The organism is Methanobrevibacter sp., assembly GCF_050872065.1.
Classification (GTDB): domain Archaea; phylum Methanobacteriota; class Methanobacteria; order Methanobacteriales; family Methanobacteriaceae; genus Methanocatella.
The window spans coordinates 1-12,451 of sequence record NZ_JBNMGD010000043.1; the positions used below are offsets into that span (position 1 = coordinate 1).

Annotated in this window: 15 protein-coding genes; 9 read left to right on the forward strand and 6 right to left on the reverse strand. The window is 29.1% G+C overall.

Annotation, left to right across the window (positions count from 1 at the left end; genetic code table 11):
- Positions 1 to 75 precede the first annotated feature (75 nt).
- The 4 genes from pth2 to ACR0P1_RS06410 are packed head-to-tail and all read left to right on the forward strand — an operon-like array spanning position 76 to position 1,585.
- Positions 76 to 414 carry an aminoacyl-tRNA hydrolase gene (gene pth2, locus ACR0P1_RS06395; RefSeq protein ID WP_432645574.1) on the forward strand — a complete coding sequence of 113 codons (339 nt, stop codon included), beginning with the start codon at positions 76 to 78 and terminating at the stop codon, positions 412 to 414.
- Positions 415 to 471: 57 nt separating this feature from the next.
- A complete protein-coding gene (locus ACR0P1_RS06400) occupies positions 472 to 1,128 on the forward strand; it encodes a delta 1-pyrroline-5-carboxylate synthetase (protein ID WP_432645588.1) in 657 nt (218 codons plus the stop codon).
- A gap of 2 nt (positions 1,129 to 1,130) precedes the next feature.
- On the forward strand, positions 1,131 to 1,292 hold the full coding sequence (locus ACR0P1_RS06405) for a zinc finger domain-containing protein (protein WP_432645575.1): 162 nt from the start codon (positions 1,131 to 1,133) through the stop codon (positions 1,290 to 1,292).
- A 23-nt stretch (positions 1,293 to 1,315) separates the two neighbouring features.
- Positions 1,316 to 1,585 (forward strand): elongation factor 1-beta, encoded by a 270-nt coding sequence (locus ACR0P1_RS06410; protein ID WP_432645576.1) that lies wholly within the window; start codon positions 1,316 to 1,318, stop codon positions 1,583 to 1,585.
- A gap of 109 nt (positions 1,586 to 1,694) precedes the next feature.
- On the opposite strand, the gene ACR0P1_RS06415 is transcribed toward ACR0P1_RS06410, so the two are convergent.
- Together ACR0P1_RS06415 and ACR0P1_RS06420 are read right to left on the reverse strand one after the other, a co-directional pair.
- Positions 1,695 to 2,600: a type II secretion system F family protein gene (locus tag ACR0P1_RS06415; RefSeq protein WP_432645577.1), complete on the reverse strand. Its 906-nt coding sequence runs from the start codon at positions 2,598 to 2,600 to the stop codon at positions 1,695 to 1,697.
- 5 nt (positions 2,601 to 2,605) lie between these two features.
- Positions 2,606 to 4,024, reverse strand: a complete 1,419-nt coding sequence (locus tag ACR0P1_RS06420) for a CpaF family protein (RefSeq protein ID WP_432645578.1) — start codon at positions 4,022 to 4,024, stop codon at positions 2,606 to 2,608.
- A gap of 132 nt (positions 4,025 to 4,156) precedes the next feature.
- On the opposite strand from ACR0P1_RS06420, the gene ACR0P1_RS06425 reads away from it, so the two are divergent.
- Positions 4,157 to 5,053 (forward strand): SAM-dependent methyltransferase, encoded by an 897-nt coding sequence (locus ACR0P1_RS06425; RefSeq protein ID WP_432645579.1) that lies wholly within the window; start codon positions 4,157 to 4,159, stop codon positions 5,051 to 5,053.
- Between the two features lie 3 nt (positions 5,054 to 5,056).
- Here ACR0P1_RS06425 and ACR0P1_RS06430 read toward each other — a convergent pair whose 3' ends face one another.
- Together ACR0P1_RS06430 and ACR0P1_RS06435 are read right to left on the reverse strand one after the other, a co-directional pair.
- Positions 5,057 to 6,310 carry a tripartite tricarboxylate transporter permease gene (locus ACR0P1_RS06430; RefSeq protein ID WP_432645580.1) on the reverse strand — a complete coding sequence of 418 codons (1,254 nt, stop codon included), beginning with the start codon at positions 6,308 to 6,310 and terminating at the stop codon, positions 5,057 to 5,059.
- Between the two features lie 136 nt (positions 6,311 to 6,446).
- Positions 6,447 to 6,908 carry a MarR family winged helix-turn-helix transcriptional regulator gene (locus ACR0P1_RS06435; protein ID WP_432645581.1) on the reverse strand — a complete coding sequence of 154 codons (462 nt, stop codon included), beginning with the start codon at positions 6,906 to 6,908 and terminating at the stop codon, positions 6,447 to 6,449.
- A 90-nt stretch (positions 6,909 to 6,998) separates the two neighbouring features.
- Here ACR0P1_RS06435 and ACR0P1_RS06440 point away from each other — a divergent pair, with 90 nt between their 5' ends.
- The 4 genes from ACR0P1_RS06440 to ACR0P1_RS06455 all read left to right on the forward strand — a co-directional run bounded on the left by ACR0P1_RS06440 (position 6,999) and on the right by ACR0P1_RS06455 (position 10,711).
- Complete coding sequence (locus tag ACR0P1_RS06440) at positions 6,999 to 7,496, forward strand: hypothetical protein (protein ID WP_432645582.1); 498 nt, start codon at positions 6,999 to 7,001, stop codon at positions 7,494 to 7,496.
- A 444-nt stretch (positions 7,497 to 7,940) separates the two neighbouring features.
- Positions 7,941 to 9,959: a ferrous iron transport protein B gene (feoB, locus tag ACR0P1_RS06445; protein ID WP_432645583.1), complete on the forward strand. Its 2,019-nt coding sequence runs from the start codon at positions 7,941 to 7,943 to the stop codon at positions 9,957 to 9,959.
- 273 nt (positions 9,960 to 10,232) lie between these two features.
- On the forward strand, positions 10,233 to 10,460 hold the full coding sequence (locus ACR0P1_RS06450; protein ID WP_432645584.1) for a FeoA family protein: 228 nt from the start codon (positions 10,233 to 10,235) through the stop codon (positions 10,458 to 10,460).
- Positions 10,461 to 10,504: 44 nt separating this feature from the next.
- Positions 10,505 to 10,711 (forward strand): hypothetical protein, encoded by a 207-nt coding sequence (locus ACR0P1_RS06455; RefSeq protein WP_432645585.1) that lies wholly within the window; start codon positions 10,505 to 10,507, stop codon positions 10,709 to 10,711.
- Here the strand turns inward: ACR0P1_RS06455 and ACR0P1_RS06460 are convergent.
- Both ACR0P1_RS06460 and cbiQ read right to left on the reverse strand, forming a co-directional pair.
- Entirely contained in the window at positions 10,704 to 11,546 is an 843-nt protein-coding gene (locus ACR0P1_RS06460) for an ATP-binding cassette domain-containing protein (RefSeq protein WP_432645586.1), read from the reverse strand. The genes ACR0P1_RS06455 and ACR0P1_RS06460 overlap by 8 nt on opposite strands.
- A 9-nt stretch (positions 11,547 to 11,555) precedes the next feature.
- A complete protein-coding gene (gene cbiQ / locus ACR0P1_RS06465) occupies positions 11,556 to 12,386 on the reverse strand; it encodes a cobalt ECF transporter T component CbiQ (RefSeq protein ID WP_432645587.1) in 831 nt (276 codons plus the stop codon).
- Positions 12,387 to 12,451 lie beyond the last annotated feature (65 nt).

Consider the following 12,451-nt stretch of genomic DNA (forward strand, 5'->3'; position numbering starts at 1 on the left):
AATTATTATTAATTAAATTTTACAATAAATAGGTTAATTTTTTAATATGTAAATTAAATATGTAATAATGATATCATGAAACAAGTTATGATTGTTAGAACAGATTTAAAAATGGGTAAGGGGAAAATAGCTGCTCAATGCTGTCATGGTTCTATTGGTTCTTATAAGAAAGCTTCACCTGATAAAATTAGAAAATGGGAAAATGAAGCTTATGCTAAGGTTGTTTTAAAAGTTAAAACTTTAGAAGAATTAACTGAACTTAAAAAATTAGCAGATATTAATAAGGTTCCTAATTATCTTGTAGTTGATGCTGGAAGAACTCAAATACCTACTTCAAGTGTTACAGTTTTAGCACTTGGTCCTGATGAGGATGAAATAATTGACAAGATAACTGGAGATTTAAAACTTTTATAGAATAACTATCTATTTAATGGAGGATATTTTCAATTAAACGTGGTTGTAATCATGAGTATAAAACAGGTTGTTAAAATTGGTGGAAGTTTATTTCCAAATTATGCAATAAAATTGGTAAAAAAATTAGAAAATACGGATTCACTTATAGTTTTAGGTGGAGGAGAATTTGCAAATCTTATTCGTAAATATGACTCTGAAATTAATTTTTCACAAGAAGTTAATCACTGGACTGCTATAGATTGCATGGATATAATTGCTAAGCTTGTCAATGATAAAATTGACTCTACAAAATTAGCATATTCAATTGAGGATGTTCAAAATATTTCTGATGATGGTTTTACACCAATTTTTGTAGTTTCAAAATTTTTAAGAGATGAAGATCCTTTTGAATGTTCATGGGATGTAACTTCAGATTCAATTGCAGCTTATATTTCACACCTTCTAAATGCAAACCTTTTAATAGTAACAGATGTAAATGGTATATATACCCAAGAACCTAAAGAGCCAGGTTCAACATTCATAAGTAAAATTGATGCAAAAACTTTACTAAATTCTCAAGAGTCATCAATTGATGTAATGTTGCCATCTCTTTTATTAAAGTTCGGGACTAATTGTTATGTTGTGAATGGGAAGTACCCTGAAAGGGTTTTATCTTTAATAGATGATAATATAACTGATTATAACTTCTATTACACAAAAATAATAGGTGATTAAAAATGAAAACTGTAGAATGCATTTCATGTAAACAAGAAATTCCATTAACTGGTGCATTTGTTGAATTCGAATGCCCTATTTGTGGAGCAAAAATTGCAAGATGTGAAAAATGTCGTACCTTCGGTCATGCTTACAAATGTGAATGTGGCTTTGAAGGACCATAGATTTTTAAAATGGAGGAATTAGAATGGGTGAAGTATTAACTACTATGAAAATCATGCCTGACAGTCCTGATGTTGATTTAGAAGCTATTAAAGCTACTATCGAAAGTTCAATGCCAGAAGGTGCTAAACTCCACGAGATTGCTGAAGAACCAATTGCTTTTGGTTTAGTTGCTATTATCTTACAATTCATCACTGAAGATGGTGAAGGTGGATCTGAACCTGTTGAAGAAATGGTTCAAGCTATTGAGGGTGTAGCTAGTATTGAAATTACTGGTGTTGGAAGATTAATGTAGGATTATTTAAATAATCCTAATCTATTTTATTTTTGCTATTTTTTGGATTTAATTCTTATTTTAACATTTTAAACTATAATTTATTCATTGTTTATATAACTCATATTTTTCAAATTTTGGGTTCTAATTTTTTAATAAAAACTCCCATAAAAATCACAATTGATGGGAAGAATAATCCATAGATTACAATCAATAAACTTGAGGATATTATATCTCCCATAACAGTTGAACCTGCCATTAACATTATTAGACTAATTACAGGTGCTAAAATCGCAATAAATGTGTAAATTAATATAAATGAATTTAATTTTTGAGAATATTCCTTTAATTTAATTTGCATATCAAAAGAAATATCTTTAGCAATTATATCTAAGCTATTGGATAAATTACCACCAACTCTTAATGTGCTAATAATCTGATGTACTGCTCGTGATAATCCTTCGGATTTAATTCTAGCAGACATTTCGAGTAAAGATTCTTCTGTTGGTCTACCAAATTTAATTTCTTCTAAAACTCTGTTAAATTCTTGCGAAAGAGATCCATAATTTGCATTTTTAATTGTTCTTAATGTATCATGAAGTCCTTTTCCTGATTTTAGTTCAATACCCATGTGTCTTAAGGCGTATGGTAGTTCTTGATTTATATCGGAGTAGTTTCTTTGTTGTTGAATTTGAGGATAATAAATCACAAATATGTATGTCATTAGAATTAATACAAAATATATTCCTGATATCTCTAAATTTATAAATAAAGCAATCATAAAAAAGATTGTGATAAGTATTCCAATTATTATTTTATTCATTAAATAATGAATTAATAATGTTCTAATTCTCTCAAAGGAGGTTTCTTCGTTATCATGTGGAGTTATATTCTGCTGTAAATTTAGTTTTTGAGTTATATTCTGGTTAAGTTCTTGTCTTTTTTCTTGGTTAAATGATAAATTCTTAAGAAATCCAATGGAGGAAAGGTATATGTCTCCAATGGCTATGAAAAATTCTTTTAAAATTTTAATCACCTAATTCATATGATGTTACTCAAAACTTTTTGAGGATTTTTATAATATAATTCTAAAACACCATTTACTTCTTCAACGGAGCGAATATTATATTCTACCATGTGTTTCAAAATTGATTCTCTATTTTCTATTTCATGATGTAACTCATTAACTGACTTTCCGCTTAAATTTGCAATTTGGGATAGTGTTCTACTACTTATGCCTATATTATCAATTGTATCGGTTTCAGGATTCCATTGGAATATTTTATTCAGCTGAACAACTCCCTCTTCAACTCCAACTATTTCAGCTACTTCACTAATTCTTCTAAAAGAGACTCCTGATGGTGTGTAAATTCTATTTTGCATTATTATAAAATCAATAGCTTGAATCATTATTTTTGGTACAGACATGGGTTCATTAGTTAATCTAGTTATTGTTTCTCTTGCATCATTTGAATGGAGAGTTCCAAATCCTGAATGTCCAGTATTTAGTGCTGTAAATAATGTAATTGCTTCCTTTGCCCTTACTTCTCCAACTATTATTCTATCTGGACGTTGTCTTAGGGAATTTTTAACTAGGTCATCCATAGTCAATTCACCTTTATTTTCAACATTTCCCGGTCTAGTTTCCATCCTTATAACATGCTCGTGGGGAATTTGAAGTTCTAGTGTGTCTTCAATGGTGATTATTCTTTCTGTGGGATTGATGAAGGCTGAAAGAGCATTAAGTGTTGTTGTTTTCCCTGAACTTGTTCCTCCGGATATTATTGCATTGGCGGATTTAACTCCTAGTCCATCAAAACATAGCCAAAAGAATGCTGCTAGTTCAACGGATATGGTTTTTGATTTTATTAAATCAATTATTGTAAATGGATCTTTTCTAAATTTTCTTATTGTAAGAGATGGACCATCTGCTGAGATTGGTGGTATTGTGGCGTTAATTCTTGATCCATCAATTAACCTTCCATCTAAAATTGGTGATTCCTGGTCAATACGTCTATTAATCTGTCTTGCAATTGTGTCTATTAAATCGATTAATTCCTGTTCGTTATCAAATCTTATGTTGGTTTTCATCATTCCATATTCTCTATGGTAAACAAATACTGGTTTATTTGTCCCAATTATCATAATTTCTTCTAAATCATCATCTTGGATTAATGGATCAATTTCTCCATATCCTATAATATCTCTGAGTAACTTTTGAGATAAGTTATCTAAATATTCATTTGTAATGTTGTCATTTTGTTGGTTTTCATTTAATCGTTCAAATAAAAATCCCTTAATATTATTTAATAGCTTTTGTTTATTTACTTGAAAGTTTTCTCCGGTTGATATAGCTAAATCAACTAATTTTTCTCTAATTTCCTTAAGCAATAATTTTTCATTGGGTGTATATTCTTGTTTAATTATGTCATATTGTGGTATTATATCGTTATTGTTCATATTTTCACCAATGGCGATTTATAATCATATTTAGACATTAGTAATACTTATTTATATAGTTTTTATTACTTTTGATGTCAAAATAGTTATTAAAAGGCAATAATAAAACATTATACAGTTGTGGTGTTTCATATGATTGATTTAGATGAGCAGATTAAATTATTAGATTATTGTAAAAACTGTAGGGATGTTCAAATTAAAAAATTTTCTCCTTTAAAAGAGTTAATTGACTTTGATAAGATTGATGGAAGTTACATGAAATGTGAATGTGGCAAAAGACCACTCGATATTGTGATGAGTCATATTTTAAAAATAATGATTGAGGAAGAAATAGTTCCAGAAAAAGCCACACTGAGACGTAACTCTCCAGTTCCGTTGTCTAGTTTTTATTATAGTAATCTAAATCCTCAATTCATTGGTGAAAATACTTTGATATTGCTCCATCAGGATTTTAATAAGGATATTGCTATGCGATTATTTGAGGAGGTTCCAGAAGTTGAATGTGTCTTAAAAGGGAGTCCTCAAAGCAATATTGGGCAATTTGATAAAAATTCTGAAATTAATCATTTTGAAATACTTGTAGGTGATGATGAGCAAATTAATGTTATGAGGACATTACTTGAGGACAAAATTATTTTAGTAAAAAATCAATCCAAACATCATATAGAAGTTGCAATGACTACTGAAGAGAAACTATTGAGATTACATAACTATCTTAAAAATAACAATATCCATAATGGAACAGCTATTGATGGGATGTGTGGCCTTGGAGCATTAGGAATTTATCTTTTAAAATATGGATTTGAAAAAGTAATTTTTAATGATATAAATCCTGAAATGATTGAAAATTTGAGAAAAAATTTAGAAATTAATAGTATTTTTAAGGGATTTGAAATATTCAATGAATCATTTGAGGATTTAGATGTTGGTCATGTTGATTTATGTGTAATTGATGCATTTCCAGGTGTAGATACTTCAGAAATTGTAAAAAAAGCAGAAAAAATAGCTGATAATGTAATAATTATCTAGTTATTAAATAAACATTTTCATATAAATCACAATGGCGGGAATTATTAAAATACCCATCAAATGAGATTTTCCAACACCAATGTAATGAGGTAACATCCCCAGGGCAATTGAAGTGATTAAAGCGAGTGTCATATAACCAACAGGTGCATTATAGTAAAAAATGAAGATATATAGTATCACAATTTGGAGTATAATGACACTAATAGACAGTTTCTTATAATTTACCATTTCCATTAATTTAGAAAATGAATCTCCTAATTTTAGAGATAATGCAAGTGAAACTGACACTGCAAGTAGAGATGCAAAAATAAAAATCAACAAGTGATTTATATTCATTTCTGAAATAAGATAAGACATATAAACAGCGATTCCACTTCTGGGATTTCCAATAATATAAATTGCTATTAGGGAAAATAAACAATCTGAAATATTAAGTCCTGATGTTGCAAGCAAAAAATTAACAGTATCTTCATCCTCATTGTCATTAGTTCCACTTGCTGCTTGAGCTATTACAGTTCCTTGCGCCGGTCCAAATCCTGGAAGAAATCCAAGTATTGCTCCTGTTATTCCGCCTGCAAAGATACTTTTAAATTTACTATAATCTATGTTTAGTTCATAAAATGGGTTTTGGTGTGGGAGAGTTGATGATTCATTTAAGCTAAATAGAATGGTACTTATTCCGAAAAGACCTGAAAATGTACACATTAATGTAACTCCTGAAGTTATTGGGCTTTGAAACAAAATCCAACCTAGGATTCCAGATAATATAAACAAAATCAATGACCATAAGAAATCCCTAAAATTTGCCGTTAAGCTATAGGTTAAATAAATTGATGCAACAAGAAGAATTATCCAAGTGTATGGTTTTAAAGTTTCATGTAAAAATGGCAAAATAATTGAAAAGATTGGAAGCATTAATATAGTAACAAGTATTGCTCCAAAGCCACCTACAGATACGATTCGTATTACTTCTTTGGATCTACCTTCTAGAACCATTCTATGTCCTGGAAGTATTGATGTTGCAGTTCCCTCTTGAGGGACTCCGAGAAGCATTGATGGTACAAATTCGATTAGTGCATGAGCAATTGACATAGAAACCATCAATACGCAAAGAAATTCTGGTGAAACTTGTGTTAATAATAAACCAGATGATGCAAACATTATTGCACCAGTGGTATTGACATGTATTCCAGGGATAAGTCCTGTAGTCGTTCCAATTAATATACCTATAAAACAAGCAATTACTAATTCTATCATGCCTATTAATTAATCAAAATGTAATTTAAACTTTGTTTAAGTAATTAAAAAATAATGAATTATATTTTTAATATTTACTTTGTTTTAATGGAATAATTTCTAGGTATTAATGTTATTCTTGATGGTAATTATCATATTAGAATTTTTTTCTATTAAATTCTAGGGATTTTAAAGAAATTTTTGATAATAAATTAAGTAACTCATCGTGGGATATGTTTAGTTCCTCGCAAATCATATTGTCCCATTCTTTTTCCTTTTGGATTAAGAATTCAGCAGTTTTGTTACCTTTTTGTGTTAATTTTAATTTATATTCTCTTTTATTAGTTTCATTGATGTTTCTTTCAATCAATCCCTTTTCTTCAAAATCTTTAAATGCCCTTGAAACGCCACTTCTATCCATCAAACAGGCTTTTGCAATATCTGATTGGGTTGTTCCCATTTCATGATACAAAAACATTAGCATATAATACTGGCTTGGTTGGATGTCTGTTTCATTTTTAATGTGTTTATTAATGTAAAAATCATGAGTTTTATTTAATGTAATTAAATGATTTGTTATAAATGGTGATTTTTTAATTATGTTTTCATATTTAATCATAGTTTTCACCTATATAAGTGATTAATATATTTTTTAGTTAATATTTAAATAGTATTTGTAATAAATTATCTTATAAAGTGTGGTGATGTTATGAATAAAAAACAAATTATAATTATTTTAGCAATTATTTGTATTTGTTTTGCATTGTCCGGACCGGTGTTTGCAAAGGAAAAGGTTAAAGTAAAAATCACTACTGATGAGTATCCTATAAATAATAAGGAATATATTGTAATAAAACTTGTTGACAGTAAAGGTAGAGATATTAAAAGTGGAGGAATTATTCATTATAATATTACTGATGAATTTGGTAATTATAAGTGGAGATATGAACCATACGATGGTGAAATTAAGTTAAAATATTCTGTGGGTGAGTATAAAGTCGATGTTAAATTCGATGGTGATTCTCATTATAAACCCGCAAAGAAAACTAAATCAATCACTGTTGAGACTACTAATTTTAATCCTTATACATATTATGATAATCATAATTGGGGTTTAAATCAAGAAATAGATGATTATATTGAATATTCCTATTGGGATGAAGAGATTTATGATGATCCTGCAACCTATGATGGTGAAGGACCTTAAGAAAAGAGAGATAATTGGTGTTGAATTGAGGTTGACAACACCAATTAATATTTTTTTTGAAAAATTTTGGCAGATAATTTTTCTGTATTAAATTAGAAAATTGTGTAAGCTAATTTAATACTAAGATATGTATATTTTGAGATTACATTATTTGTTTAAATTAATAATGTTTTATTAAAGCAACATGTTTAGGCATGCCTAAATGTGTTACTTGTATTAAACTTTGTTTTTATCATATATAAATATTTGTATTTTTTTTAGGTGTACCTAATTTTTTCTTATATTAGTCTGGATAAAAACTAAGATATATAACAATAGTTATTATTTATATATAAATTTTTTGATACAACTAAATATTTAAATAAGATGAAGTAAAAATAATGTATTATTTAGGTTAACCTAAAAATTAAATATTGGTTAATTAATTAACTAAGGAGGTTGTTGATGAAAAAATTAATTGTAGGATTAGCGGGAAATCCTAATGTGGGTAAAACAACTGTATTCAATCAATTAACTGGGATGCGCCAACATGTTGGAAATTGGCCAGGTAAAACTGTTGAAAGAGCTGAGGGTCATTTTGATCATGGCGAATATGAATATGATATCATTGATTTACCAGGTAATTATGCATTAAGTGCTCATTCTATGGAAGAAATTGTTTCTAGGGATTTTATTGTGGATGATGATTCTGATGTTATTGTTAATGTAGTTGATGCTGCTAATTTAGAACGTAATTTATACTTAACAGTTCAAATGATGGAGTTAGGTGCCAATTTAATTTTGGCAGTTAATATGAATGATTTTGCAAGAAAAAAAGATCATATTATAGATATTGATTTAATGAGTGAACTTTTAGGTTTTCCAGTTATTGAAATTAATGCAAAAACAAAAGATGGTTTTGAGGAATTATTAAGTACTATTGAAAAAGTAGCTGCAAATCCGAAAGATTCAAGTGAAAAACTATCATATAATAATGATATTAAAGGTCATTTATTTGAAATTCAGGAATTTATTGAAAAAGATGATGAATTATTAAATGTGCCATCAGTATGGACTGCGGTGAAATTATTAGAAAAAGATACTATTGTTATAGATAAAGTCCAACATTCTTCTCAAGGATCCAGAATCATGGTTGAAGTGGATAAAGTAAGTAAACATTTGTATGATGTTTATAAAGAAGGTCCTGAGGAGGTCATTGCAAGTGCAAGATATGCATTTATTGATGGTTTGGTAGCTGAAGCGGTTAGTAAGCCTAATGTTGAAAAGGAAACTATGACTGATAAAATTGATAAAATTGTAACTAATAGAATTTTAGCTCCATTTATATTCATAATTATCATGTGGTTAATGTTTCAGATAACATTTACAGTTGGTGCTCCTTTCCAGGATATTATTAGTGAACTATTTACCTCATTAAGTGTATGGGTATCTAATTTCCTTGGTGAGGGATTATTAGCTTCATTTGTTTGTGATGGTATCATTGGTGGAGTAGGTGGTGTTCTTACATTCCTGCCGATTATCACTCTAATGTTTTTATTCTTAAGTGTATTGGAAGATTGTGGTTATCTTGCAAGAGCAGCATTTACTTTAGATAAGATTATGCATAAAATTGTTGGTCTTCATGGAAAAGCTTTTATTCCTATGATTTTAGGATTTGGTTGTGGTGTACCAGCTATTATGGCTACAAGGACTATGGAAAACGAGGGGGATCGTATGCTTGCAATGATGCTTGTTCCGTTCATGTCTTGTACAGCTAGATTGCCTATTTATGCAATATTTGTAGCAGCATTTTTCTCTGATAATGGTGGTAATGTATTACTTGCAATTTACTTGTTAGGTATTGTTGTAGCACTTATTGTTGCAGCTATTCTTAAAAGAACATTATTTAAGGGATTATCCACACCATTTGTTATGGAGCTTCCGACTTATAAGGTGCCTTCTGTAAAAGGAGCATTACTGCACACTTGGGAAAAAGTAAAAGGATTCCTTAAAAAAGCAGGAACTATTATCCTATTCTTCTCCATTCTCTTGTGGGCATTACAGAATATTTTCCCATGGGGAGGTAGTGATCCTCAAATGAGTCTTTTAGGTATGATTGGTACAGTAATTGCTCCAATATTTACACCATTAGGATTTGGAACTTGGCAAGCTGCAGTAGCTATTCTTTCAGGTTTAGCTGCTAAAGAAGTTGTAGTATCTACTTTCGGTACTCTTGCAGGTATGGAGGAGGATGATAAAGAGGGAATCACTCATTTAATTCAAAATTCATTTACTCCTTTGTCTGGATTTTCATTCATGGCATTTACTTTGTTGTATACTCCACGTGTGGCGGTTATTGGTGCAATTAAAAATGAAACCAATGGTTATAAATGGGCATTAACCATGTGTTGTATTACTTTAGTGACAGCATATATAGTTTCATTCTTGATTTATAATGTTGGTTTACTATTAGGATTTGGATAATGGGGGATTCCTAAAAATAATGTTTTTAAAGCATTATTTTTTTTTAAAATTTTTAAATTTTTAGGTATACCTAAATAATTAGAATGTATAAATATATTGGGAGGTGGTAATTATGAGAAGCAGATCGGGAATTAGAGGAGTTAAAATTCCTAAGGAGGATGATTAATTTAAATTTTTAGTCATGACTAAAAATATTTATATATGTCTTGTTACAAAATAACAATTAATAAATTTTTTGTATGCCTAAAAATTATTTTTGAATTTGGTGATATTATGAAAACCTTAAAAGATGCAAAACCTGGTGAAACTGTAACTTTGGTTAGATATCATAATACCGGGGATGTGAATTTAAGAAGACATTTATTGAGTATGGGCTTTGTAAAAGGAGCTAAAATTACTCTTAAAAAAGTAGCTACTTTAGGCGATCCTATTGAAATGAGTATAAAAGGTTATGATATTTGTCTTCGTAAAGAAGAAGCTGGAAATATTGAAGTGGAATAACTTCAATGTTTTATATTTTTTACACTTTTTTAATGGTGTTTTTTATGAAATGTCGAATGTGTGGTTTTGAATTCGATGAAAAAGAATTAAAAAACAGAGGATGTTCTGGTTGTGGAAAGCATAACTGTAATCAGATTCACTGTCCAAATTGTGGATTTGGTAACTCTCCTGAATTAGACCAGGAATTTGAATTTATAACAAAATTAAAAAATAGATTTAAAAAAAGAGAATCAAAAACAGATTCTATTTAATTTTTTTAGTATTTAAAATCTCTTTCACTGTTTCATCAACAGTTATTTTCTCAGTATCAACATCAAGTCCGTTTTCTTTTAATTTATATAGTATTTCTGTTGTTACTGGAGGTCTTAAGTGGGCTTTTTTTATTAATTCTTTATCTGAAAATATCTGATGTTTATCACCTTGTGCGATTATCTCTCCATCATATAATACAAATATTTTATCTGCAAATTGATTTACCATTTCGATATCATGTGAGGATATTACAATACTCATACCTTCACTATTAAGGTCATTTAAAATAGTTAATACTTTATCAACACCTTCAGGATCAAGACCTGCTGTTGGTTCATCAAGAATCATGATTTCAGGCCTCATTGCTATAATTCCTGCAATAGCTACTCTTTTTTGTTGACCTCCACTTAAATGATGAGGAGTTTTATCTTCAAAACCTTTCATTCCAACCATTTCTAATGATTCAGTGATTCTAGTTTTAACTTCATCATAATCAAGACCTAAATTCATTGGTCCAAAGGCAACATCTTCTTTAACAGTAGGTGCAAATAACTGGTCATTTGGATCTTGAAATACGATTCCTACTTTTTGTCTTACTTTGAGCAGTTCTTCACGATTAAAAATTATCTTTTCACCATCAATTTCAACATGGCCAGATGTAGGTTCTGTTAAACCGTTAAAATGAGAAAATAGAGTGGATTTACCAGCACCATTTGGTCCAATAATTGCTATTTTTTCTCCTTTTTTAATTTGTATATTAATATTTTTTAATGCTTTAGTTCCATCGGGATATGTAAAAGATAAATTTTTTGTCTCTAAATGAATTTGTTCCATTCATGTCACCTAATTAATTGAGAAGTTTTGGCCAATGTAACCTAATTGTCCACTATATTTGAATATAATAATTTCAAGCACTAATACTATTACTATTATTGAAATTAGAAACATATAATCGCTTTTTTCTAGATGTTTCTTTTCATCGAACATTTCGGACGCATCTGAAAATCCACGACTGACCATACCTTTGTGAACACGTTCTCCCTGTTCATATGATTTTAAAAACATCATTCCTATTGTGTATCCAACCTGTTTCACTCTCCATTTGTACGGTGTATTATTGGAGTGTATGCTGAAGTTTCTTGATTTTTGACTTTTTCTAATTGATCCTAACTCATCAACAAATAAAAATAAAAATCTTACCATGATTGATAGAATCATTGCTAAATCTCTAGGCATTTTTAATTTTCTAAACGAACTTGCCATTTCCTGCAGTGGTGTTGTTGATGAATAAATGATTATTGCAGTTAAGCAGACAATCATACGAATAAATAGTAAAATTGCCCAATTGAGTCCAAAGTCAGTAATATGTATCCATGAATAACTCCAGATTATATTTCCCGGTTGAATAAAAGGTTGAAATATTATTACTGCTCCACCAAAGGGCAGTAACATTAATAATCTTTTAGCAGAATCTATATATGATAAATCAGCTACTTTTAAGATAATCAATAGCATTATTTCTAATATTATTGGTATAAAAAGTTCTTTGGAGATAACACAAACTAGTATTATGAAAACAATTGAAATTAATTTAATTCGTCCTTCTAGATTATGTATTGGACTACTTTTTGATGATAATTCATCAAATCTCATAATTTGTGTTATGTCTACCATATTAATTCACTATTATAATATTAAAATTAGTAATATATTATAATTATAATTTTTAAATTTTAAGT

What these genes read in the sequence shown, in the direction of transcription:
- ACR0P1_RS06450 (WP_432645584.1), top strand. Translation starts at nt 10,233, where the DNA reads ATGAAAACCTTAAAAGATGCAAAACCTGGTGAAACTGTAACTTTGGTT.
- cbiQ (WP_432645587.1), bottom strand. Translation starts at nt 12,386, where the DNA reads ATGGTAGACATAACACAAATTATGAGATTTGATGAATTATCATCAAAA.
- ACR0P1_RS06435 (WP_432645581.1), bottom strand. Translation starts at nt 6,908, where the DNA reads ATGATTAAATATGAAAACATAATTAAAAAATCACCATTTATAACAAAT.
- ACR0P1_RS06410 (WP_432645576.1), top strand. Translation starts at nt 1,316, where the DNA reads ATGGGTGAAGTATTAACTACTATGAAAATCATGCCTGACAGTCCTGAT.
- ACR0P1_RS06430 (WP_432645580.1), bottom strand. Translation starts at nt 6,310, where the DNA reads ATGATAGAATTAGTAATTGCTTGTTTTATAGGTATATTAATTGGAACG.
- ACR0P1_RS06420 (WP_432645578.1), bottom strand. Translation starts at nt 4,024, where the DNA reads ATGAACAATAACGATATAATACCACAATATGACATAATTAAACAAGAA.
- ACR0P1_RS06455 (WP_432645585.1), top strand. Translation starts at nt 10,505, where the DNA reads ATGAAATGTCGAATGTGTGGTTTTGAATTCGATGAAAAAGAATTAAAA.
- pth2 (WP_432645574.1), top strand. Translation starts at nt 76, where the DNA reads ATGAAACAAGTTATGATTGTTAGAACAGATTTAAAAATGGGTAAGGGG.
- ACR0P1_RS06425 (WP_432645579.1), top strand. Translation starts at nt 4,157, where the DNA reads ATGATTGATTTAGATGAGCAGATTAAATTATTAGATTATTGTAAAAAC.
- feoB (WP_432645583.1), top strand. Translation starts at nt 7,941, where the DNA reads ATGAAAAAATTAATTGTAGGATTAGCGGGAAATCCTAATGTGGGTAAA.
- ACR0P1_RS06440 (WP_432645582.1), top strand. Translation starts at nt 6,999, where the DNA reads ATGAATAAAAAACAAATTATAATTATTTTAGCAATTATTTGTATTTGT.
- ACR0P1_RS06405 (WP_432645575.1), top strand. Translation starts at nt 1,131, where the DNA reads ATGAAAACTGTAGAATGCATTTCATGTAAACAAGAAATTCCATTAACT.
- ACR0P1_RS06460 (WP_432645586.1), bottom strand. Translation starts at nt 11,546, where the DNA reads ATGGAACAAATTCATTTAGAGACAAAAAATTTATCTTTTACATATCCC.